Source organism: Flavobacterium faecale (assembly GCF_048320115.1).
Taxonomy (GTDB): domain Bacteria; phylum Bacteroidota; class Bacteroidia; order Flavobacteriales; family Flavobacteriaceae; genus Flavobacterium; species Flavobacterium faecale_A.
The window spans coordinates 1,227,738-1,251,550 of the sequence record NZ_CP182943.1; the positions used below are offsets into that span (position 1 = coordinate 1,227,738).

The following is a 23,813-nucleotide window of genomic DNA, read 5'->3' on the forward strand; positions in this document are numbered from 1 at the left end:
TTGCACTACCAAAACAAATGCAGTAATCATAAGGTTTTAAATAAAAAGATAATGGAAGAAAATACAGCGACTTTAGACATTAGAGCGATCAATGAAAAAATTGAAAGAGAAAGTGCTTTTATAGACCTTCTTACAATGGAGATGAATAAAGTGATTGTGGGACAAAAGCATATGGTAGAACGTTTGCTTATTGGTTTGTTAGGTCAAGGACACATACTTTTGGAAGGAGTCCCAGGACTAGCTAAAACACTAGCAATAAACACCCTATCACAAGCTGTTCATGGTTCTTTTAGTAGAATCCAGTTCACCCCAGATTTGTTACCTGCTGACGTTGTCGGTACTATGATATACAACATTAAAGCAAATGAGTTCTCCATTAAAAAAGGACCTATTTTTGCCAACTTCGTTTTAGCGGATGAGATTAACCGTGCGCCTGCCAAAGTACAATCAGCATTATTAGAAGCAATGCAAGAAAAACAAGTTACTATTGGTGACACCACTTTTAAACTAGAAAGACCCTTCTTGGTTTTAGCTACTCAAAACCCTGTGGAGCAAGAAGGAACCTACCAATTACCAGAAGCACAAGTCGATCGTTTTATGTTAAAAACAGTTATTGACTATCCTAAAATGGACGAAGAGCGTTTGGTTATTCGTCAAAATTTGAAAGGTTCTTATGAGAAAGTAAATCAAGTAGTTTCTGTAGAACAAATCATTCGCGCACAAGAAGCCGTGCGTGAAGTGTATATGGATGAAAAAATCGAAAAATATATTCTTGATATCGTTTTTGCCACTCGTTACCCAGAGAAATACAAATTGGCAGAATTAAAACCATTAATTAGTTTTGGATCTTCACCACGTGGAAGTATTAACTTGGCCAATGCTGCCAAATGTTACGCTTTTATCAAACGTCGTGGGTATGTAATTCCTGAAGATGTACGTGCAGTAGTGCATGATGTATTGCGTCACAGAATTGGCATCACCTACGAAGCAGAAGCTGAAAACATTACTTCAATGGACATTATCAACAAAATTGTAAACGAAGTAGAGGTACCTTAAACCAGTATGCAGTGAGCAGTTTTTAGTGAGCAGTTCCTCTCGGAGCAGAATAACTGAACACTCAACAACTGATACTGATAACTAGAGAAGATGGATACAAAAGACCTTTTAAAGAAAGTACGAAAAATAGAAATCAAAACCCGAAGATTGAGCGATCACATCTTTTCGGGTGAATACCATACGTCTTTTAAGGGACGCGGAATGACATTTAGTGAAGTGCGTCAGTACCAATATGGAGACGACATTCGTTCTATTGACTGGAATGTTACCGCTCGATATAATGAAGCACACGTAAAAGTTTTTGAGGAAGAAAGAGAGTTGACCATGATGCTCATGGTAGACATTTCGGGCTCAGAAAGTTTTGGTTCTCACAATCAATTTAAAAAAGAAATCATTACTGAAATTGCCGCTACCATGGCATTTTCGGCTACCACCAATAACGACAAGATTGGATTGATATTGTTTTCAGACCAAATCGAATTGTACATTCCACCCAAAAAAGGGCGTTCCCATGTATTGAGAATTATTCGAGAATTAATCGAATTTCAACCCCAAAGTCAAAAAACCGATTTGGCGCAAGCCTTGAAATTCCTATCCAGCACGCAGAAAAAGAAAGCCATTGTTTTCTTAATGTCGGATTTTATGGTTTCAGATTACGAGCATACTTTGAAAATCGCTGCCAAAAAACACGATATCACTGGAATTCGGGTGTATGACATTCGCGAAGAAAAAATGCCAAACCTCGGAATGGTCGAAATGACCGATGCCGAAACCGGTGAAAACATGATCGTGGACACAAGTTCAAAAACAGTTCGAATGAATTATGAAAAATACTATCAGGACCAACTGAACTACTTCAAAGATACTTTCAGGAAATCAGGATCAGGAGTTGTAAATACTCGAGTAGACGAAAGCTATGTCAAGAAGTTATTGGGCTATTTTAAATCGAGGTAAAATCCCCTCCCGACCTCCCCGAAAGGGAGGAGCCAAAACTTATAAAAGTTGAAAAAATAAAATGAAAAAATTACTCTATATATTCCTTCTTTTTTCAACCTTCGTTTTTGGACAACAAAAACGTGTTGAAACAAGTATTGACACCACTAAAAATAAGATTGGAGCAGAATTCAAACTGACTCTTAAAACTTCTGTGGATACTTTATCAAAAGTAAAATTCCCCAACCTTAAAAATTTTGGTGCTCTGGAAGTGATTCGTTCTTATCCAATTGATACCGTCAAAAACAACGACCGTTATGAGTTGATTAAAAAATACGGATTGACACAGTTTGATTCAGGACGCTATGTGATTCCGAGTATCAAAGTCATCATTAACAACAAAGTCTTCTTAACGGATTCTATTACTGTCGAAGTCGCACCTGTACAAGTCGATACGTTGAAACAAAAAATGTATGACATCAAGGATATTGTTGCTGTGGAAAGTCCAATGGGAAATTGGTGGAAATACCTTTTAGGATTATTGCTATTGGCCGCCATTGGAGCGGGAGTGTATTGGTACACAAAAAAACACCAAAAGAAAAAAATCGAAGAGGAAGTTTATAAAACACCTATCGAGAGAGCCACAATTTTAATGAACTCTTTGGAACAAAAAGAACTATGGCAAAAAGGTGAAATCAAAGAATATTACAGTGAATTGACTGATATTGCCCGTAATTATATCGAAGAGGCTATTGAAATTCCAGCAATGGAAAGCACCACTTCGGAACTAATTGCAGGATTAAAAGCCGCTTCGTTGAAAAAGAAAATGAAAATTTCTCAAGAAACGATTGATGACTTAGAAAGAGTTTTGAAACAAGCCGATTTAGTAAAATTTGCCAAATCCAAACCAATGGAATTTGAGATTACCGAAGACCGCAATAAAATCCAAAAGGCTATTGTAATCCTTGACAAATCTATTCCAGTAGACGTTCCAGCTGAAGAAGAAATGCTATTGAACGAAATGCAGCGACAAAAACAAGTGCAACAACAATTAGAAAAGCAACGTAAAAAACGTGTTGCTATTGCCATTGCCTCTGTGTTTTTTGTCATCCTAGCAACCACACTTTTCTTTATTGCTACCTATGGTTTTACTTATGTAAAAGACACCATCATAGGACATCAAACCAAAGAATTATTAGAATCAGAATGGATTAAAAGTGAATACGGAAATCCATCTGTTATTATTGAAACACCTAAAGTTTTAAAGAGAATGGATTTGACTAAATCCTTACCTAAAGAAGGTTTGGCATTAATCAAAGAGATGCAATCTTTTGGCTATGGTAGTTTTATAGATAATTTCTATTTGATGGTTTCTACCATGAAATACAAACAAGATACCCAAACAGACTTAAACAAAGCAGTGGAAGTAACAGTGGCAACCATTGAATCACAAGGAGCTCAAAACATGATTGTCAAACAAGAAGATTTTGAAACTGCCGAAGGAGTAAAAGGTGTCAAAGCTTACGGAACTTTTGTCAAATTAGATGAAAACTCTAAAAGCAGCCAAAAGATGTTTTACGAAATAATCCTTTTTGGTCAAGAGGGTGGTTTACAACAAATCATGATTTTACACGAAGAAGGAGATCATTATGCAAACGAAATTGTGGAGCGTGTCTTAAGCTCAGTCGAATTAAAACAACTCAATAACTAATGGAAAAGATAACATTTTTAAACCCCCAATTTTTTTGGTTGTTTCTTCTTATTCCATTTGCAATCGCTTGGTTATTTTGGAAAAGAAAACACCAAAACGCAACTTTAAAAATTAGTTCAACCAAAGGATTCAAAGGTTCGACTTCATTGTTAGTGAAATTCAAACCCTATTTGGGCGTATTACGAATTCTAGCTTTGTGCTCCTTGATTATTGCTTTAGCTCGACCAAGAACGGTGGACATTAGCAACAGAACCAAAACAACCAAAGGAATTGATATTGTCATGGCAGTGGATGTTTCGGGCAGTATGTTGGCCAAAGACTTAAAACCCAACCGTATGGAAGGCTTGAAAGAAGTGGCGGCAAACTTTGCTTCAGACAGACCCAATGACCGAATTGGTCTAGTGGTTTATGCATCTGAAGCCTATACCAAAACGCCTGTAACTAGTGACAAAGCTGTGGTTCTTGAAGCGATTAAAAGCATCAAATACGATCAAGTGTTACAAGATGGAACTGGAATCGGAATGGGATTGGCAACAGCTGTAAACCGTTTGAAAGACAGTAAAGCCAAAAGTAAAGTGATTATTTTATTGACCGATGGAGTAAACAATGCTGGTTTTATTGAACCTGAAACGGCAGCTGACATCGCCAAGCAATACGGAATTAAAGTGTACACCATCGGAATTGGAACCAATGGAATGGCTGAATTCCCCTATGCACAAGCTCCCAATGGTGAAATTTTGTTCCAAATGATGAAGGTTGAAATTGACGAAAAATTAATGCAATCCATCGCCAGAAAAACTGATGGAAAATATTTTAGAGCAACAAGCAACAGCAAACTTGCCGAAATCTATGATGAAATCAACAAACTAGAAACCACCGAAATCGAAGAACTTAAGTTTTATGATTATGACGAAAAATTTAGAGGTTTTGCACTTTTCGCTGGATTGTTATTGTTAATAGAAATTGGATTGAGAAACACGGTTTATAGAAGCTTTATATAAGTTTATTTAACCGCAAAAAACACAAAGAAAACGAAAGGAACACAAAGCTTTGCGAACTTCGCGAAAATAACTTTGTGAACGTTGCGGTTAAACAGCACAATACAGAATTATGGAATTAGACGAACGCAATTATTTATACTTACTTTTCCTGTTACCCCTATTGGTAGTGGTTTTCTTGTTCAATATGTATTGGAAAAGAAAAAAACAAAAGGAATTTGGATCCATTGAAGCCATTAATCAATTGAGCCCAGAACGTTCGGTTTTTAAACCGGTTTTGAAATTGATAGTAATGCTGCTGGCACTTTTAGCATTGATTTTAGGATTGGTGAACCCAAAAATCGGAACTAAAATGGAAACTGTAAAACGAGAAGGAATCGATATTGTTTTTGCAATGGACGTTTCTAAAAGTATGTTGGCCGAGGATATTGCACCAAGCCGATTGGAGAAAAGCAAGCAATTGGTATCGCAAATTATTAGCCAACTGGGTAATGACCGCATCGGAATTGTCGCTTACGCCGGAAGCGCATTCCCCGTTTTACCAATCACCACGGATTACAGCGTAGCTAAAATGTTTTTGCAAAGCATGAGCCCTGATATGGTTTCGTCCAAAGGGACTTCGTTGGATGAAGCAATAAAATTATCGGCAACTTATTTTGACGACAAAAGCAAAACAAGTAAGCTGTTGATTTTGATTTCCGATGGTGAAGATCACTCTGATGGTGCTGTTGCTGCAGCAGAAGAAGCTAACAAAGAAGGAATGCGCATCATCACTATAGGTGTGGGAACGGAAAAAGGAGCTACCATTCCGCTAAAAAGAAACGGAGTAGTAGAAAGCTACCAAAGAGACAAAAATAGTGAGGTTGTAGTAACCAAATTAAATCAAGTTAGTCTAGAAACCATAGCCAAAACAACCAAAGGCGGCTATGTGAACGGTAATAATACCAAAGAAGTGATGGAATACATCAAAGGTACCTTAGACAATATTCAGAAAACCGAATTTGAAGCTACCCAAATGGCCGACTTTCAATCGCAATTTCAGTGGTTTTTAGGATTTGCTTTTGTATTACTTTTTGCTGATATCTTCTTGTTAGAAAGAAAAACAAGTTGGGTGAAAAAATTGAATTTATTTAATGAAAAAGAATAATGCTGTTAGAACAAATTGCAAAATTGTATCCAAATAAAATGAAAACAATAATCAAAACATACTTCATGCTTCTCCTACTTTGTGGATTAGGAAGTTATGCTCAAGAAAAAGACAAAGCATTACCCAAAGCCAATGAAGACTATGCGGCTAGTAATTATGTTGATGCTGAGGCAAATTATAGAATATCCAAAGCTAAATTCAACAACAAAGCGGCAGCCAATTACAATTTAGGAAATGCGATTTACAAACAAAATCAAGCGTCGGAAGCAAAATATGCTTTTGCAAAAGCAATAGAAAAAGCCAAAACGAGAACTCAAAAACACAAAGCTTTCCATAATTTGGGAAATGTCTTTATGAAAGAGAAAGATTATACGCAAGCCGTAGAAGCTTATAAAAATGCGTTGCGTAATGATCCCACTGACGACGAAACTCGTTATAATTATGCATTGGCAAAAAAAATGCTAAAAGAAAATCCGCCTAAAAACGACGATAAAGACAAGAACAAAGACAAAGACAAGGATAAAAATAAAGATAAGGACAAGGACAAAGACAAAAATAAGGATAACAAAGACAAAGATAAAAAGGACGATAAAGGCGATAAAGACAAGGATAAGAAAGACGGTGATAAAGACAAAAAAGATCCAAACAAGGGTGAAAACCCAAAGGACAATCAGCCAAAACCGAATCCTGGAGGAATATCAAAAGACCGATTGGAAAATTTATTGGATGCCGTAAACAATGAAGAAAAGAAAATCCAAGGAAAAGTAAACGCAAACAAAGTCAAAGGAAAACCAGTTGATACGGATAAAGATTGGTAGTTTTCAAAATTCAAAACTAGAACTCGAATAGAAATAATATAAGATATTTAATTTCGAATTTTGATGAAAAAATATAAAAGCACAAACGATTAAACAGTAAAATGAAACGAATAGTAATTGTAGTATTTTTAATTTCTCAAGCAATTTGGGCTCAGGTGCAATTTGAGGCTCGAGTGAGTAAAAACACGCTTGCGTTAAACGAAAGACTGCGTATCGATTTTTACATGAATTTTGATGGTGACAACTTCAACGAACCAACGTTTGAAGGCTTTAGAGTCATTGCAGGTCCAAGTCAGCAAGTGAGTCAATCTTGGGTAAACGGTCGTAGTTCCTTCGAAAAAATGTATTCCTACTTTCTGATTCCAAACCACAAAGGAAATATCACAATCAAATCGGCTACCATTGAATATGAAGGCAAAGTTTACAAATCAGCACCCATAAAAATCAACGTTACTGATGCGATACAACAACAAGCTGATCCCAATGATGTTACCGTATCCGCAGACAACAATATCTACCTGGTTGCAGATATTTCTAACGGAAATCCGTACATCAACGAACCCATTACCGTGGTTTACAAACTTTATTTTAGTTATAACATAGGAATCACCAATTGGCGCGAACTCAACAAACCTAAATACAACAACTTCTGGAGTCAAAATATTGACATCAAACAATTAGTTGCTGAAGATGGCATGTTTAAGGGTGAAAAATACCGCTATGTTGTTCTAAGAAAAACAGTGTTATATCCTCAAAAGTCAGGAAAACTGTCTATCGAACCTTTATCATTAGATATTGATGTACAGTTACCTACGAATCGCAGGGATATTTTTGGGCGAATGCAAATCACCGAAGGCAACAAACGCGTTTCTGCAGGGAGCAAAACCATCAATGTAAAAGCATTACCAGAAGCTGGAAAACCTGCTGATTTTTCTGGAGCTGTTGGTAATTTTGATTTCAAAGTAACGCCTTCTAAAACGAGCTTAAAAAACGGCGAAAGCTTGGATTTGGTCGTAAGCGTTACTGGAAAAGGAAACCTAAAACTGTTCACCCTTCCCAAACCAGTAGTGCCTAATGCACTCGAAATGTATGATGCCGTGCATAACGAAAAAGTAGAAACACCACTTTCAGGAATGACGGGAAGCATTGCTGACAGTTATACTATTGTGCCGCAATACAAAGGAAGTTATCCTATCAAGCCCCTTCAATTTAGCTATTTTGATTTGGGAACGAAAAGCTATAAAACCATCAGTTCACCAGAGATTGTAATTGATGTTTTGGATGGTCCTACTGATACACAAACTGTTGCAAACAACAGCAACAAACAACAAGTAGTGGTTCCAAATCAATTCAAGTACATCAAAACCAAAACAGAATTAACTTCTGCCAAAGAAGACGATTTCTTAGGTTCTAATTTGTTCTATGGATTGTTGTTTGTACCGTTTTTGTTGTTACCAATAATTATTTTGGCGAAGAAGAAAAAAGAAGCGATTGACAGTGACGTTTTTGGTAATCGCATCAAAGCCAACAACAGATTGGCGAAGAAATATTTAGGCGAAGCCAAAAAACAATTGGCCAACAAAGAACCATTTTATGTCGCACTTGAAAAAGCCATGCACAATTTCTTGAAAGCTAAATTGCATATAGAAACCTCTGAAATGAGTAAGGAGAACATCCAAGAGTTGTTACTGAATAAAGGTGCCGAGCCACAAGTCGTAACCGATTTCATTAATCTGACTGAAAACTGTGAATTTGCACGTTATGCACCTGCATCAAGCACCAGTATTCAAGAGGATTTTGACAAAGCAGTGATGATTATTTCTAAACTCGAAAAACAAATAAATTAAGATCTAAATTGATTGTATGTCATCCTCAACGAAGGAGAGATCACACAAGAAACTCAGCTAATGAGTTTTAAAACATTAAATTAAGAATAAATACACCCAACGGGTCATGAAGAAATTTTTATATACCATATCAATACTACTTACCCAGATTTTCTTTGCACAAACTAATTTTGACAAAGGGAATGACTTGTACCAAAAAGGGAAATACCAAGAGGCCATCGCTGCTTATGAAAGCGTTTTGCAAGACAACCAACATTCGGCGGAATTGTATTTTAATTTGGGGAACTGCTATTACAAACTGAATAAAGTAGCACCCGCGATTTACAACTACGAAAAAGCACTGGTTCTCAATCCCGAAGATGCGGATATTACCAATAACCTGAAATTTGCTCAAAAGAAAACCATTGACGAAATCAAAGTCGTCCCAAAAGTAGGTTTCAATAAACTACTTCGTGATTTTACAGGAATTTACCATTACAACACTTGGGCGTGGATGGCAGTAGGTTTTTCCTTTGTTTTTTTATTGTGCTTTTTGGGTTATTATTTCTCTCAATTGACACTTACGAAAAGAGCTTATTTTTACGGAATGTTTGTGTTCTTAGTTTGCGTATTACTCAGCGTCATGTCGGCATTATTTGAAAAAAGTCATTTTGAGAACGAAAAGCCAGCTATTGTTTTTGCTGAAATTGCCGAAGTTTATAGCGAACCTCAAAAAGCCAGTTCCACTTCATTAGTCCTCCACGAAGGCACCAAAGTCTATGTCATGGAAACCGTTTCCAACTGGAAAAAAATCCAACTCACAGATGGAACCGAAGGTTGGATAAATGCAAATACTATTAAAGAGGTAAAATAAAAAATATTTGGGCGTGGGGATTAGAATTCATTGCGAGGAACGAAGCAATCACCTATGCTACTTCATGCTTAACTTAACAATATATAATTCACTGAACTTAATATACTGTTAGGTTATTGTCGTGCTGCGCTCGTAAATGACGAACTAGACTTTCGCTTCCTGACTTTTTACGGTCTTCGTCTTAAAATCTTCATACCAAGTTTCTAGCTTTGGAAAAACCAATTGCGATACTTTTTGGATGGGATTGTAAAACAGCGATTGATTAAACGTTTCTTCTTTAACGAGCCAATTATTAAAATTGATTTTCTGAAAAAGATTAAAAACTACGCTCAATATCAAAATCATTTTTAAAACACTGAAAAAACCTCCTGCCAAGCGATTGATCCAACCCAAATAGGCAAAACTCATAATGCTTGTGAAAATTTTGGCTAACATCATAATTCCTAAAACCACAGCAATAAAAGTCAAAGCAAAAGCTGTAATAGTCACTGTTTTTGGTGACCAAGAAACTACTTTCCCAACTATTTCACTCACTATCGAAGAAAATTTGATGGCCAAATATATTCCCACAATCAAAGACATAAAAGAAGCTAACTCGGTAAACAATCCGTTTTTGATTCCTTTGATTATTCCATACAAAAGTACCCCGCCTAAAACAATGTCTAAAAAACTCATAAATTATGTATTTACAATAGGACGCAAATATAACACCTTTTGTGGGTTATGCGTGAGGGATTGCAGCAGGCTACCGAAGTAGCGCGGAAAGCCCGACAGCTCCAGACAAAGGGGTTTTATCGCCGTAAACTGAAGTAAACCCCTTTGTCTGGAGGTGGCACGCCCAAAAAATAACCATTCGAAAATAAAATGAATGCTGGTTTAGTTCTTATCTTTGCAAACAAAATTGGATTTACTGTTTTTGAAATCTACAATCAACAATCAAATGTCAAGAGACACACAACTTAAAGAACGCTGGGAACAGCTTGTTACGATACTTTCAGACCAGTTTTCACAAGGAGAAGACTTGGATTTGGATGCCATAATTTATCTAATCGGTGTCCAAGAACTAGGGAAATTGCACCGTGAATTCAAAAAAGACGAAAAAGTTAACCTCATGCATATTGCCATTTGCCGTTTGCTAGAGCCCTATGGATATTATGAATTTGAATTTTATGACGCGGAAGGCTGGCCGCACTACAAGGTAAAAGAAGAGTTGCCACCGCTAAAAGCAGGGGAGCAAACCGTTTTGATGAAAGAAGCGATTGTAAATTATTTTCTGGAAAAAGAACTTATTTCGTAGTTGTCCCACAGAGATACGCAAACTGAGCTCAGAGACTCGCAAATTGTAAATTTATTATTTAGGCAAACCCCAGAAAACTTATAACTTATAACTCATAACTTATAACTTTTACTTAAATTTGCAGACTCAATTATTGAATGAAAATGATAGATAAGATAAAAGAATATATTGGTGAAGCAGAAGCTTTTTCAACACAAAACCCTGCTGATTTAGAATCGTTTCGTATAAAATTCATTGGAAGTAAAGGACTTTTAAAAGATCTTTTTGCAGAATTTAAAAACGTACCTAACGACCAAAAAAAGGAATTTGGACAAGTGATTAACTTGCTAAAAACCACTGCAGAGGAAAAAGTAAAAAGCATCCAAGAATCTTTAGAAAGCAAGGAAGAAGCGAAGGGAGTTTACGGAGATTTAACACGTTCAGCTGAGCCCGTAATTATAGGTTCTCGTCATCCGATTTCGATTGTGAAGAATCAAATTATCGATATTTTTTCAACAGTAGGATTCAATGTTTCTGAAGGTCCAGAAATTGAAGATGATTGGCATAATTTTACGGCCTTGAACTTGCCTGAGTACCATCCGGCACGTGATATGCAGGATACATTTTTCATTCAGACGAATCCTGATATTTTGTTGCGTACGCATACTTCATCTGTGCAGGTACGTTATATGGAAGATAACAAACCGCCTATTCGTACAATTTCACCAGGGCGAGTTTTCCGTAACGAAGCAGTATCAGCACGTTCACACTGTATATTTCATCAAGTTGAAGGTTTGTATATTGATAAAGAAGTTTCTTTTGCTGACTTAAAACAAACCTTATTATACTTTACCAAAGAGATGTTCGGAAAATCAAAAATCCGTTTGCGTCCTTCATATTTCCCTTTTACAGAACCAAGTGCCGAAATTGATATTTACTGGGGTCTAAAAACCGAAACAGATTACCGTATCACCAAAGGAACTGGTTGGTTAGAAATTGGTGGTTGCGGAATGGTCGATCCTAATGTTCTTAAAAACTGTGGGATCAACCCTGATGAATACAACGGTTTTGCTTTTGGAATGGGTGTGGAACGCATCGCGATGTTGTTATATCAAATTGGCGATATCCGCATGTTTTATGAAAATGATGTACGATTCCTAGAGCAATTTAAAAGTTCAATATAATTTTTGAGAGGTTCTAAGTTCCAAAGTTGCTTAGTAGCTCAATATCTCAGACCCTGAAGAAAAATGAAAGCTGACATCACCATCCCCGAAGTTGAAAATGTATTCCTAGCCGCTGTTCAAGAATGGAACGACGACTTTATGGAAAAGGTTTGGTACGTGCATTTGGTCAACGACAGTGATTTTGATATTGATAGTGTTATGGTCGTTTCCAAAGCTTTTGGAACAATTGATGGCGAAATGAAGAAAACATCGTTATTGCGTCATGCCTTTGTACAAGTACCTGCCGTTTCAGTTGTAAAAGTAGAAATGGTCGAAAAAAGTGTACTAGCACTCAATAACGAATTCATGCTCACTTATTTTATCGGCAACACTTTATACGATAAAAAATTCACCTTCAAAGCAAATTCCATCAACGAAACCGATATGGAAGAAGTGCCTATTTTGTTTGTAGATGGGGTGATTGTGAGGTAAAAATCCCATTATAGTTATAAAATAATGCTGTCTTGAAATTTTCAAGACAGCATTATTAGGTTTTAGACAAAACCAACTTACTAGGCTTGCTTTGAAATTGTTACACGATGTGGATACGGAATTTCGATACCTGCTTTATCCAATGCAATTTTAGCATTTTCCAACGTAGAAAAGTAAACTGGCCAATAATCCTCTGGTAAAGCGTACGGTCTTACCGTAAAATTAACCGAACTGTCTGCCAATTCAGAAACATTGACCGTTGGCGCAGGATCACTCAATACCAATGGATTTGAAGTAACCACTTCCATTAATATTTCTTTGGTTTTTTTAATGTCCTCGTTGTAACCCACACCTATAGTTATATCGACACGTAATTTCCCTTCTGCAGTAAAATTAATGACATTCCCATTAGCCATAGCTCCATTGGGTACAATCGCCAATTTATTATCTCTAGTAACCAGTTTTGTATTGAAAATCTCTATCTTCTTCACTACCCCTAATACACCTTGTGCATCAATTAAATCTCCAATTTTATAAGGCTTAAACATAATTATCAAAACCCCACCAGCAAAATTAGAAAGGGAACCTTGCAATGCCAAACCAACAGCTAAACCTGCAGCGGCTATCACAGCAGCCAAACTGGTAGTCTCTACTCCCAGAGTTGCAATTACCATGATAAATAAAAATATCTTTAGAGCCCAAGTAACTAAATTGAACAAAAATATCTGTAGTGATTCATCGTAATCATTTTTAGTCATCACCAATTTAAACACCTTGGTAATTCGCTTAATGACCCACGACCCTACAAAATAAATCAGTGCCGCATACAGTACCGGGAGTCCGTATTTCTCTATATATCCAATTAAACTTTCTACTGAAATTTTATCTAAAAAACTACTGGTTTGCGTTGTGGCATTACTAATTGTTCCTTCTATATTTTCCATATTTGTATTGGTATTTTTAATTAAAAAAATGATTCTCAACAAGATATAAAATTCTCACATAAAAAACAACTCAATCCTTTTGTACTACAAATATTTATCAAAAAAAAAGTCACCTTCAACAGCATTTGAAAGTGACTTCACAAAAATTTGATTTCGTTATTAATCTAACTTATCCGTGAGTTCCTTGAATATCTTTTTAGCATTTTTATTTTCATACAAGACTGCATGTACAGCATCAATGATAGGTGTTTTAGCACCATATCCTTGATTGAGTTTATAAGCACTTTTAGTAGCGTAATAACCTTCAGCAATCATGCTCATTTCCATCATCGCACTTTTTACCGTGTATCCTTTGCCTATCATATTACCAAACATTCTATTTCTAGAAAAAACAGAATAACCTGTAACTAATAAATCTCCTAAGTATGCAGAATCATTGATATTGCGTTTCATTTTATGCACTTTTCGAATGAACTTCTTCATTTCGCGAATCGCATTACTCATAATCACCGACTGAAAATTATCTCCATAGCCTAAACCATGAGCGATACCAGCAGCAATAGCATAAATATTTTTAAGCATTGCGGCATATTCGGTTCCAATAATATCATCCGTGATTTTGGTTTTAATATAATTACTTGATAAATTATCGGCTACAAATTTGGCTTTAGATTCATCTCCACAAGCAATCGTCAAATAAGACAAGCGCTCTAAAGCTACTTCCTCTGCGTGACAAGGCCCCGTAATCACCCCAATATTGTAATAGGGAATATCATAAGTATGGTGAAAATGTTCCCCAACAATCAAACTGGTTTCTGGAACAATTCCCTTAATGGCTGAAAAGATTATTTTATCAGTAAGGGAAACGGTCAATTTTTGCAATTCGGCATCCAAAAAAGCAGATGGGATGGCAAATATGAGGTAATCTGCATTGGCTACAGCCTCATTAATATCATTGGTTAAAATTAGTTTATTGATGTCAAATTCAACCGAACTTAAATAATTAGGATTGTGTTTAAAGGCTTTTAAGTGTTCTATTGCTCCCTCATTGCGCATGTACCAAGTTACCTCTGCGAGATTATTACAAAGCATTTTAGTAATTGCGGTTGCCCAACTTCCGCCACCAATTACTGCAATTTTTTTAGTTTCGCTCATTTTAGAAAAATATTTGGTCAAAAGTACTTAAAAATGGGCAAATCTTACAATAAATGATTCGTTTGCCCCTCCTTTTTTATATCTGTAAATCTTAAAAAACTTCATTTATTTTAATGACAGCACAATATAAGGTTTTAATAATCGTTATAACCTAATATACACAGCAATTTTACTACAAAAAGCCTGTAGTATAAGGTTAAAATTAGTTAGTTATGTTTTTGGTGTTATGAGAAAGGCGTCTTGGAAAATCCAAAACGCCTTTTTTTCTTCTCACTCAGAATTCTGAATTAGTAACTCATTTCTACAATTTCTTTTACTTTTTCTAAAGTAACCTTTTGGTTTTCACCTAGGGCTTTCCATCCTCTCTCAACAAAACGATTAGCGATAAAATCGGCTATGTGGCTTATTTCTAAATGAATACAAAAAAATCTAATTTCCTTTAAATTATTATACGTTTGACAAAAACTATATTGTAGTAATTTTTCTATATTAGCAAAAAAAGTGCCCTATGAGAAAAACAATTATCCAAATCATAATTCTTACAATTACTTTCTATTCTTGTAAATCAAAAAAGACAACAATAGATGATAACCTTACCATCCGAAAGGAGTCGATTACAAATAGGGAAAACAGGTTACAAATTACAAACCCTGATAAAATTAATAAGGTGAAATTTGTTCCTGAAAGTAAACAATTTCAATTGAACATTAAAGAAAGCATGCCTTTCCCTGAATATGATTTTGGAGCAGAATTGTATAATGGAAAAATCTATGCTTTTTTAGATACATATAGAAATAGATATAACAACAAAGATCACAATCACGGTGATGTGTGTGTATATGACATAGAAAAAGATTCTTGGACAAAAATTAATGTCATCCCAAAATCACAACCAGTAACAAAATCTATATTAGTAGGTAAAAGAATATATTTAATTGGTGGTACAGAATTTAGCGATTTAATTCAAGTATATGATATTGAGAAAAATATTTGGGAAGAAAGTTTAAAACTTCCTTTCGGAATGTATTGGTGTACTGCTGAAACATTTGAAGATAAAATTTATATAATGGGAGGTTATGCTTTAGATAAGGAAAAGAAAGGTACTCGATCTTTATCCGATGTTCAAATTTTTGACACAAAAACAAAAAGTTGGACTAAAGGTGCTGAAATGCCAAGAAAAATGCAAATGCCAAATTCATTAAAATATAATAATGAGTTTTATGTATGGGATATCAATCCAAAAGTGATGTTAAAATATAACATTGCAAAAGATATGTGGATTAATGTTAGTGAATTAAATGATTATGTAAAAGGTGCACAAGAAGGGATTGTTTATAAAAATAAATTTATATTTATATCTGGTCAAAACGAGAGTGGTTTAAAATCAAAAAGTACTAAAAAGATTTATCAATATGACCCAATAACTAAAATTTATGAAGAATCCTTTAATGACTTAAAGATAGGAAGACATTATAATTATGGTGTTTTTGAATATAAAGATAAAATATATTTGCTTGGCGGAAGAGAAGATCAAGAATGGAATCCAATGAATAATGTTATCGAAATTGAATTAAAATAAACTCCTTACTACAACCCAATAATCATTTAGGTGTAAAACAAAAAAGGCATCTAAAAAATCCATAATGCGTTTTACCCTATGACTTAAAAGATTACGTCAATAACTCATTGATAATAATTATTTTAGCCTTTAAATAATAGCATTTTGTTTCTTTTTTAAGCAATTCCTGTTGCTTTCGGCAATAAGAAATTTAGTAAAAATGTATGCTGTTATTTTACAAAACAACAGGAAATCATCATTGAACTCTAATTAAATAATATATTGAAGTAAGCTGCTGAACATATTCTACCCATATTAACCAAAAAAATTACTCATGAAAAAATTATTTTTGCAAATAATAATCCTTGCAATTAGCTTACATTCTTGTAAAACAAAAAAGCCTCCATTAAATATACCTAACACGATTGATAACAGGTTACAAATAATAAACCCTGATAAAATTAATAAGTTGGAATTTATTCCAGATAGTAAACAATTTCAGTTTCAATTAACCATAAAAGAAAGTATGCCTTTCCCTGCTTATGATTTTGGAGCAGAATTGTATAATGGAAAAATCTATGCTTTTTTAGACACATATAGAAATAGAGGAAGAAAAGAAGATTACAACTACGGAGATGTGTGTGTTTATGACATTGAAAAAGATTCTTGGACAAAAATTAATGTTATCCCAAAATCACAACCAGTTACAAAATCTATATTAGTAGGTAAAAAAATATATTTAATTGGTGGTACAGAATTTAGCGATTTAATTCAAGTATATGATATTGAGAAAAATATTTGGGAAGAAAGTTTAAAACTTCCTTTCGGAATGTATTGGTGTACTGCTGAAACATTTGAAGATAAAATTTATATAATGGGAGGATATGCTTTAGATAAAGAAAAGAAGGATTCTCGCTTTTTATCAGATGTTCAAATTTTAGATACAAAAACTAAAAAATGGTCTAAAGGTGCAGAAATGCCAAAAAAAATTCAAACCCCAAATTCATTAAAATATAATAATGAATTTTATGTTTGGGGAGACTCTCCAAAAGTGATGTTAAAGTATAATATTGAAAAAGATATGTGGATTACCCTTGAAGAATTAGGAGAATATATAAAAAGATTTCAAAAAGGAATAGTTTATAAAGAAAGATTTATATTTATATCTGGTTCAAATGTGGACGGATTTAAATCAGAAATTTTTAAAAAAATATATCGTTATGACCCATTAAAAAATACATATGAAGAATCCTATAATGATTTAGCATTAGGAAGAATTTATAATTATGGGGTTTTTGAATATAAAGACAAAATATACCTACTAGGTGGAAGAGAGGCTCAGAAAGATTGGAAACCTATGAATGATGTTATCCAAATTGAAATAAAATAACCGCTAATTGCCTACATACATTCTTATAAAACCAAAAGGCGTCTTGGAAAATCCAAAACGCCTTTTTTTCTTCTCACTCAGAATTCTGAATTAGTAACTCATTTCTACAATTTCTTTTACTTTTTCTAAAGTAACCTTTTGGTTTTCACCTAGGGCTTTCCATCCTCTTTCTTCAAATCGATCGACGATAAAACTTGCCGTTGCATCATAATCATTAGTATAATCCGATAATTTAGTTTGCATTCCCATAATATGGAAGAACTGAACTGTTTGGGCAATTGCTTCACGAGCAACTGCCTCATCAGTTCCTTCTAAATTAAAGATGCGTCGGCCATATTGCGTTAATTTTTCTTTTTTAGTTTCAAATAATGCTTGGTATAGGTTAGGACCAATAATAGCTAGAGTTCTCGCATGGTCTATTCCGTACAGAGCTGTTAATTCGTGTCCAATCATGTGGGTAGCCCAATCATTAGGCACCCCTTTTTGAATCAATCCGTTCAATGCCATGGTACAACACCACATAAAATTGGATGCCAAAACATAATCTTTTGGATTAGCCACCACTTTAGGACCTACTTCAATAAGCGTTTGTAAAATACCCTCTGAAATGCGATCTTGTAAATAGCCCTCATGAGGATAAGTCAAATACTGTTCTAAAACGTGTGTATAAGCATCTACGACTCCATTTTCTAATTGTCTTTTAGGCAAAGATTCGATAACGGTTGGGTCACAAATTGAAAATTTAGGAAACAAAGCACTTCCACCGAATGCCAACTTTTCTTGTGTTTCTGCAATTGTAACTACGGCTCCCGAATTCATTTCGCTTCCTGTTGCTGGTAATGTCAATACGGTTCCAAAAGGAATTACTTTAGAAACATCAGTGATCAAAATTCTCTTTCTCAAAATCTCCGCTGGATCTCCTTCGTATTTTACCGCTCCCGAAATGAATTTTACACCATCAATAACAGAACCTCCACCTACGGCAAGAATGAAGTCTATATTTTGTTCTTTAATCACCGCCACTGCTTTCATCAAAGTTTCATAGTGAGGATTGGGTTCGATACCGCCAAATTCGACTATTTCAAAACCTTTCAAAGCAGTTACTACTTGTTGATGAATTCCGTTTTTAAAAATACTGCCCCCACCATAGGCTAATAAAATTTTAGCACCTTCAGGTACTAACTTCGTTAATTGTTCGATTTGACCTTTGCCAAAAACATAATTCGTGGGATTGTAATATTGAAAGTTTAACATCTTATTTTGCGTGATTTAGTTGGTGTAATAATTTCTCTGCTACTAGTTTTGATGAAGCCGGATTTTGACCCGTAATCAATAATCCATCTGCAACAGCATAAGGTTGCCAGTCGTCCGTTTTAGAATAAGTTGCTCCGTTAGCTTTCAGCGCGTCCTCAAGTAAAAACGGAACTACAGTTGTCAATCCAACAGCTTCTTCTTCTGTATTACTAAAACCTGTTAGTTTTTTTCCTTTAACTAAAAATTCACCATTTACCTTTACATTTTTTAAAACTGCAGGGGAATGGCATACAAAAGCAACAGGTTTGTTATTCAAATAAAAATCAGCGATTAAGGCCGCTGATTTTTCGTCAGAAGCTAAATCCCAAAGCGGTCCGTGTCCCCCTGGATAAAAAACAGCGTCATAATCGGATGATTTTACAGCTGCTAATTTCATTGTGTTTTTCAATTGGTCCAAAAGTTTTTCGTCCTCATCAAAACGTTTGGTATCCTCGGTAGCAAAACTAGGATCTTCACTTTTCGGGTCAATAGGTGGCTGACCTCCTTTTGGAGTAGCAATGTCAATTTGCACTCCCTTATCTAATAATTCGTAGTAAGGGGCAGCAAATTCTTCTGTCCAAAATCCTGTTTTTTCTCCGGTATTTCCTAGTTCACTGTGACTCGTCAATACAAATAATACTTTTTTCATCTTGTTTTTATTCGTTTTTTGGGCAGTTATTGCGATAGAACTGACCATGATTAATAATGTAGCAACCAATTTTATTTTCTTCATAATTGAATTTATTACTACAAATTTAGACTATAAGTGTTATCAGTTAAAATAATTTAAATTATGTTTGTGATAAGTAAATTTATATCATGGTTAATTTAGAATGGTACCGCACCTTTAAGTCTGTTTATAAGAACCGAAACTTTTCTCTTGCCGCCAAAGAACTATTTATCAGCCAACCAGCTGTGAGCCAACAAATAGGTATGCTGGAAGCCCATGTAGGCTACAAACTATTTAACAGAAAATCAAAAGGAGTTGAACCTACTGAATATGCCAACTTACTAAACAACCTCATCATTGAAGCACTAGACCGTTTAGAAAATGTGGAAAATGGGTTCAGGGCGAAGGCTTTTAACGCCAACCGTTCCATATCTGTAGGGATTTCGAAACATCTGTTCAGCAGCCTTGGAAGTGCCTTAATCTCAAAATTTGAATTTATTGATTTTAATTTCCACGAAGATAATAGCTTGTTTGAATTAGTCGATTCAAAGAAAATTGATTTTGCAATTGTCACACAAAAAATCGATACCTACGACACTATTCAACAACATATCGGAGAAATTAAACCTGTGATTATCGGCTCGATGGATATTGATGTATCCGAGTTAAATCAAACTATTGCAGACCAAAACTGGAATGCCACCGAAACTTGGTTGAATGAAAAAAGATGGTACACTTTTGACGCACGCATTCCACATATCAAATTATTTTGGCTCCATGTGTTTGACAAAAAAAGACCTACACTTGTTCCTAACTACATTATCCCGTCGGAGTATGAAATGATTACCAGTATTGCAAAAAATCAAGGGGTAGGCATTACATGGAATTGCAACGCACAACCTTTTATCGCAGAAGAAAAAATAAAACTGTTATGGGACAGTGAAAAAATGCCCACAACAGCCGCATATGTCATGTGTCGTAAAAACAATAATTTTGACGAAATCTTAGATGAAATCACCAAAATTTTGAGAGCAGTTTTGGCCTAAACTACTTCTTATAAAAATTATTGTGATCAATATATTCCCAAACTTTACTAGGCAATAAGGGTTGAACATTTTTATTAGCCTTGATATTCTCTCGTATAAAAGTCGACGAAATTTCCACCACTGGCGCATCTACCATATTGACTTTAGAATTCGTATGAAAACCGTAATTATCAACAGTATTTGCGATTCCGTCTGCCACTAAATCTTTTGTTTCTAATCTTGGATAGACATACAAAGAATAATTTTTGAGAATCATCTCGTAGTTTTTCCACTTATGTAAAGAATTGAGATTGTCCTCACCCATAATTAAAGCAAACTCATAGTTGGCATATTTTTCCTCTAGATACACTAATGTATTAATGGTGTAATTAGGCTGCGGCAACTTAAACTCAATGTCCGAAGGTTTTAGTTTTGGATAATTTTCGGTTGCCAAATGTACCATGTGCAAACGGTGGTAATCATCTAACAAAGTTGATTTCTTTTTCAATGGATTGTGTGGCGTAACTACCATCCATACTTGATCTAAATCAGTATGTTCCACCATATGATTGGCGATAATCAAATGCCCTACATGCATGGGATTAAATGTTCCAAAGTATAGTCCTATTTTCATGTCTTTAGTAATTAATGACTAGCAATTAGTGATTAGTAAACCGTAAATTGGTTGATAATGATTAGTTCTAATAACTTTTATCTTATGGCAATTTAAGAAATAATAATCTTGCTGAATTATTACTAGAGTCTTTTTTTAACCCTGGTTGTAATGAATTGTAAAATTTATAAAAATTAGCTTTTTAAATACATTTTCACAATTTATTGATTGTAGTTTTAGAGAATACGGTTTTACAATTTTTTATTCCAAAAGCGAGAACTACTTAGAAACAAAATCTTTTACCAACTGATAGGCTTCTTCTAAAGCGACATCCAATTCGTAGTTTTTAATCACCACATCAAACTGAGGTGCGGTTGCCAATTCGACATGAGCTTTAGCGATTCGCATATTGATTTTATCTTCACTCTCTGTCGAACGCTCTTTTAATCTACGTTTCAACTCATCTACACTAGGCGGTTTCACAAAAACAGCCAGAGTTTCTTCTGGAAATTTATGTTTGATGCGCAAACCTCCCGCAACGTCAATATCAAAAATTACGTTCTTACCCAAAGACCAAATGCGCTCTACTTCACTTTTTAAAGTCCCGTAAAAATTATCGCGATAGACTTCTTCCCATTCTACAAAATCTTCGTTCTTGATGTGTTGCTTGAATTCCTCCAAAGAGATGAAATAATAATCTTTTCCGCTTACTTCTTCCCCTCGAGCTTCACGAGTAGCTGCCGAAATAGAAAATTCAAGATTCAAATCTTCTTGCTTTAATAAATGTCTTACTATAGTGGTTTTCCCAGATCCTGAAGGTGCTGAGAATACGATTAATTTTCCTTTTTTCATTTTTTGCTGAATTTATTTCAGTATCTCGCTTTATATTTAAAGCACATTCAAAACTTGTTCTTTAATTTTCTCCAATTCGTCTTTCATTTGCACAACTAATTTTTGCATTTGTGCATGATTCGATTTGGACCCCATGGTGTTGATTTCTCTTCCCATTTCTTGGGTAATGAATCCTAGTTTTCTACCGTTGGCTTCAGTACCGTTAATAGTTTCCAGAAAATAATCCAAGTGATTCGTCAGACGTACTTTTTCTTCGGTGATGTCTAGTTTTTCTAAGTAATAAATCAATTCTTGCTCAAAACGATTGGCGTCTACATTCACTTCTAATTCAGCGATGGCAGTTTGCAAACGATCTTTAATGGCTTGCACACGCTCTGGATCGAGAGCCAAAGCCTCTTCCATATATTGGCGAATATTCCCAATGCGCAATTGGAATTCCTTTTCTAGAGATTGCCCTTCATCCTTACGGAAACTCAATATATTTTGAACCGCTTCGTCAATAACCGTTTGAATTTGTTTCCACTCATTAGGGTCAATTTCTTCTCGCTCAGTTTTCATCGTATCAGGCATGCGTACGGCCATTTTCATCAATTCGGTTGCATCGGCTGCAGGATAAATTTCACGCAACTGACTGATATAGGCTTTTACAATTGGCACATTCACCTTAGTAGATGTTTGTTCGGCAGTACTTTCGATATAAATAGAAAAATCTACTTTTCCTCTTTCAAGTTTGGTCGCCAGTTGAGTTCGCAACCCCAATTCCATTTCGCGGTATAATGAAGGCATTCGAGTATTAAGATCTAAACCTTTGCTGTTTAATGATTTTACTTCTACGGTAACTTTTTTGGTTGGTAATTGCAAGGTGGCTTTACCAAAACCTGTCATTGATTGTATCATAAATTTTTATAAAGATGGCCAAAGATAAGGATTAAATGAGAATTTTGATTGTTGAATATTGATTAACAATTCTTGATTTATAATTTAAAAACTGATAATAAACAGACTAATTGACACAAAATATGTCATTTAAAATGGTCAATCCAAAATATTCTAAACTAATCCCAAGGCTTTGTGAACTTTTAGAATGTTTTGTTGACTGTTCCCAATGTACACTTGACCATTTAGAACAAATACAGGACGACTTAAAAAGGTGTAATGTTCTAAGAGGTATTTTTTATAGTCTTCCTCGGTTAAATTTTTATTTTTCAAATCAAGTGTTTTATACAAAACGGCTTTTTTACTAAAAAGTGCCTCGTAACTACCTGACATTTCATATAATTCTTCTAATTCCGACTCGGTGATTGGGTTTTGTTTGATGTCGTGAAAAGCCAAATCAAGGTCTTTAGGTAAAGCTTTGATTATTTTTCGACAAGTATCGCACGAAGCGAGGTAATATATTTTATTCATGATAAAGAAATTTCTAATTGCAAAGAAACTTTATTTAAAACGTAAAATGTGTATTTTTATCAAAAAAAACATAATGGAATCAATATTTGAAGTTTCAAAAATACAACGAAATTTAGCTGGACAGTTTTTAGAACATTTTACGTTAGACCAATTAAATACCGTTCCTGAAGGGTATCGCAACAATTTGATTTGGAATATCGCTCACATGATTGTTACCCAACAATTATTAGTTTATAAATTCTCAGGTTTACCCATGATGGTTTCTGACGAATTAATTGAACGCTACAAAAAAGGAACCGAAGTTACTGCTCCTGCAACGGAGGCTGAAGTAACCGAAATCAAATCTTTATTGACATCCACACTGGCACAAACAGAAAAAGATTTTGCCAATGGTCTTTTTGTTAATTATGCTGAATACCCAACCTCAACCGGTTTTGTAATCAAAAACGTATCCGACGCCCTTAGCTTTAATGTTTTTCACGAAGGAATGCACATAGGAATTATGATGCGCTTGAAGAAGTTGGTGTAAGGATGTTTCTTAAAACTTTAAAACTCCCAAAACAATTCCTTACAATAGAATCATTTTGGGAGTTTTTTGGGTAAACAATAAAA

At 34.8% G+C, this 23,813-nt stretch carries 24 protein-coding genes; 15 read left to right on the forward strand and 9 right to left on the reverse strand.

All coding sequences use genetic code 11. The annotated features are described in order from the left end of the window. Window positions 1-51 precede the first annotated feature (51 nt). The 8 genes from ACNH59_RS05105 (at window position 52) to ACNH59_RS05140 (ending at window position 9,363) form a co-directional block, all read left to right on the forward strand. On the forward strand, window positions 52-1,056 hold the full coding sequence (locus ACNH59_RS05105; RefSeq protein WP_418264353.1) for an AAA family ATPase: 1,005 nt from the start codon (window positions 52-54) through the stop codon (window positions 1,054-1,056). A gap of 90 nt (window positions 1,057-1,146) precedes the next feature. Further along, window positions 1,147-2,010: a DUF58 domain-containing protein gene (locus tag ACNH59_RS05110; RefSeq protein WP_418264354.1), complete on the forward strand. Its 864-nt coding sequence runs from the start codon at window positions 1,147-1,149 to the stop codon at window positions 2,008-2,010. A 61-nt stretch (window positions 2,011-2,071) separates the two neighbouring features. After that, the gene (locus tag ACNH59_RS05115) at window positions 2,072-3,700 is read left to right on the forward strand and encodes a hypothetical protein (RefSeq protein WP_418264355.1); all 1,629 of its coding nucleotides are present in this window, start codon (window positions 2,072-2,074) and stop codon (window positions 3,698-3,700) included. Beyond that, window positions 3,700-4,701, forward strand: a complete 1,002-nt coding sequence (locus tag ACNH59_RS05120) for a vWA domain-containing protein (protein WP_418264356.1) — start codon at window positions 3,700-3,702, stop codon at window positions 4,699-4,701. Before ACNH59_RS05115 ends, ACNH59_RS05120 begins: the two co-directional genes overlap by 1 nt. A gap of 109 nt (window positions 4,702-4,810) precedes the next feature. Beyond that, the gene (locus ACNH59_RS05125; protein ID WP_418264357.1) at window positions 4,811-5,845 is read left to right on the forward strand and encodes a VWA domain-containing protein; all 1,035 of its coding nucleotides are present in this window, start codon (window positions 4,811-4,813) and stop codon (window positions 5,843-5,845) included. Between the two features lie 38 nt (window positions 5,846-5,883). Then, window positions 5,884-6,663: a tetratricopeptide repeat protein gene (locus ACNH59_RS05130; protein ID WP_418264358.1), complete on the forward strand. Its 780-nt coding sequence runs from the start codon at window positions 5,884-5,886 to the stop codon at window positions 6,661-6,663. Window positions 6,664-6,764: 101 nt separating this feature from the next. After that, window positions 6,765-8,510, forward strand: a complete 1,746-nt coding sequence (locus tag ACNH59_RS05135) for a BatD family protein (protein WP_418264359.1) — start codon at window positions 6,765-6,767, stop codon at window positions 8,508-8,510. 106 nt (window positions 8,511-8,616) lie between these two features. After that, window positions 8,617-9,363, forward strand: a complete 747-nt coding sequence (locus tag ACNH59_RS05140; protein WP_418264360.1) for a tetratricopeptide repeat protein — start codon at window positions 8,617-8,619, stop codon at window positions 9,361-9,363. A gap of 144 nt (window positions 9,364-9,507) precedes the next feature. On the opposite strand, the gene ACNH59_RS05145 is transcribed toward ACNH59_RS05140, so the two are convergent. Next, entirely contained in the window at window positions 9,508-10,038 is a 531-nt protein-coding gene (locus ACNH59_RS05145; protein WP_418264361.1) for a CvpA family protein, read from the reverse strand. Between the two features lie 265 nt (window positions 10,039-10,303). Between ACNH59_RS05145 and ACNH59_RS05150 the strand changes: the two genes are divergently transcribed. The 3 genes from ACNH59_RS05150 to ACNH59_RS05160 all read left to right on the forward strand — a co-directional run bounded on the left by ACNH59_RS05150 (window position 10,304) and on the right by ACNH59_RS05160 (window position 12,294). Then, window positions 10,304-10,660, forward strand: coding sequence for a hypothetical protein (locus tag ACNH59_RS05150; RefSeq protein ID WP_418264874.1), 357 nt, complete (start codon window positions 10,304-10,306; stop codon window positions 10,658-10,660). 143 nt (window positions 10,661-10,803) lie between these two features. Continuing rightward, window positions 10,804-11,823: a phenylalanine--tRNA ligase subunit alpha gene (gene pheS / locus ACNH59_RS05155; protein ID WP_418264362.1), complete on the forward strand. Its 1,020-nt coding sequence runs from the start codon at window positions 10,804-10,806 to the stop codon at window positions 11,821-11,823. 63 nt (window positions 11,824-11,886) lie between these two features. Further along, complete coding sequence (locus tag ACNH59_RS05160; RefSeq protein WP_418264363.1) at window positions 11,887-12,294, forward strand: hypothetical protein; 408 nt, start codon at window positions 11,887-11,889, stop codon at window positions 12,292-12,294. Window positions 12,295-12,374: 80 nt separating this feature from the next. Here the strand turns inward: ACNH59_RS05160 and ACNH59_RS05165 are convergent, their stop codons facing one another. Together ACNH59_RS05165 and ACNH59_RS05170 are read right to left on the reverse strand one after the other, a co-directional pair. Further along, a complete protein-coding gene (locus ACNH59_RS05165) occupies window positions 12,375-13,238 on the reverse strand; it encodes a mechanosensitive ion channel family protein (protein WP_418264364.1) in 864 nt (287 codons plus the stop codon). A 159-nt stretch (window positions 13,239-13,397) separates the two neighbouring features. After that, window positions 13,398-14,393 carry an NAD(P)H-dependent glycerol-3-phosphate dehydrogenase gene (locus ACNH59_RS05170; RefSeq protein WP_418264365.1) on the reverse strand — a complete coding sequence of 332 codons (996 nt, stop codon included), beginning with the start codon at window positions 14,391-14,393 and terminating at the stop codon, window positions 13,398-13,400. A 508-nt stretch (window positions 14,394-14,901) separates the two neighbouring features. Here ACNH59_RS05170 and ACNH59_RS05175 point away from each other — a divergent pair. Together ACNH59_RS05175 and ACNH59_RS05180 are read left to right on the forward strand one after the other, a co-directional pair. Then, window positions 14,902-15,972 carry a Kelch repeat-containing protein gene (locus ACNH59_RS05175; RefSeq protein ID WP_418264366.1) on the forward strand — a complete coding sequence of 357 codons (1,071 nt, stop codon included), beginning with the start codon at window positions 14,902-14,904 and terminating at the stop codon, window positions 15,970-15,972. A gap of 313 nt (window positions 15,973-16,285) precedes the next feature. Beyond that, window positions 16,286-17,341 (forward strand): Kelch repeat-containing protein, encoded by a 1,056-nt coding sequence (locus tag ACNH59_RS05180; protein ID WP_418264367.1) that lies wholly within the window; start codon window positions 16,286-16,288, stop codon window positions 17,339-17,341. 90 nt (window positions 17,342-17,431) lie between these two features. Here ACNH59_RS05180 and ACNH59_RS05185 read toward each other — a convergent pair whose 3' ends face one another. Together ACNH59_RS05185 and ACNH59_RS05190 are read right to left on the reverse strand one after the other, a co-directional pair. Continuing rightward, window positions 17,432-18,595 carry an iron-containing alcohol dehydrogenase gene (locus ACNH59_RS05185; RefSeq protein ID WP_418264368.1) on the reverse strand — a complete coding sequence of 388 codons (1,164 nt, stop codon included), beginning with the start codon at window positions 18,593-18,595 and terminating at the stop codon, window positions 17,432-17,434. Window position 18,596: 1 nt separating this feature from the next. After that, the gene (locus ACNH59_RS05190) at window positions 18,597-19,367 is read right to left on the reverse strand and encodes a type 1 glutamine amidotransferase domain-containing protein (RefSeq protein ID WP_418264369.1); all 771 of its coding nucleotides are present in this window, start codon (window positions 19,365-19,367) and stop codon (window positions 18,597-18,599) included. 86 nt (window positions 19,368-19,453) lie between these two features. Between ACNH59_RS05190 and ACNH59_RS05195 the strand changes: the two genes are divergently transcribed. After that, window positions 19,454-20,350 (forward strand): LysR family transcriptional regulator, encoded by an 897-nt coding sequence (locus tag ACNH59_RS05195; protein WP_418264370.1) that lies wholly within the window; start codon window positions 19,454-19,456, stop codon window positions 20,348-20,350. Window position 20,351: 1 nt separating this feature from the next. On the opposite strand, the gene nadD is transcribed toward ACNH59_RS05195, so the two are convergent. The 4 genes from nadD to ACNH59_RS05215 all read right to left on the reverse strand — a co-directional run bounded on the left by nadD (window position 20,352) and on the right by ACNH59_RS05215 (window position 23,201). Beyond that, a complete protein-coding gene (gene nadD / locus ACNH59_RS05200) occupies window positions 20,352-20,963 on the reverse strand; it encodes a nicotinate (nicotinamide) nucleotide adenylyltransferase (RefSeq protein WP_418264371.1) in 612 nt (203 codons plus the stop codon). A gap of 258 nt (window positions 20,964-21,221) precedes the next feature. After that, window positions 21,222-21,794 (reverse strand): guanylate kinase, encoded by a 573-nt coding sequence (gene gmk / locus ACNH59_RS05205; protein ID WP_418264372.1) that lies wholly within the window; start codon window positions 21,792-21,794, stop codon window positions 21,222-21,224. A gap of 36 nt (window positions 21,795-21,830) precedes the next feature. Then, on the reverse strand, window positions 21,831-22,691 hold the full coding sequence (locus tag ACNH59_RS05210) for a YicC/YloC family endoribonuclease (protein ID WP_418264373.1): 861 nt from the start codon (window positions 22,689-22,691) through the stop codon (window positions 21,831-21,833). Between the two features lie 153 nt (window positions 22,692-22,844). Beyond that, window positions 22,845-23,201: an arsenate reductase family protein gene (locus tag ACNH59_RS05215; RefSeq protein ID WP_418264374.1), complete on the reverse strand. Its 357-nt coding sequence runs from the start codon at window positions 23,199-23,201 to the stop codon at window positions 22,845-22,847. A gap of 73 nt (window positions 23,202-23,274) precedes the next feature. Between ACNH59_RS05215 and ACNH59_RS05220 the strand changes: the two genes are divergently transcribed. Then, window positions 23,275-23,730 carry a DinB family protein gene (locus ACNH59_RS05220; protein ID WP_418264375.1) on the forward strand — a complete coding sequence of 152 codons (456 nt, stop codon included), beginning with the start codon at window positions 23,275-23,277 and terminating at the stop codon, window positions 23,728-23,730. Window positions 23,731-23,813 lie beyond the last annotated feature (83 nt).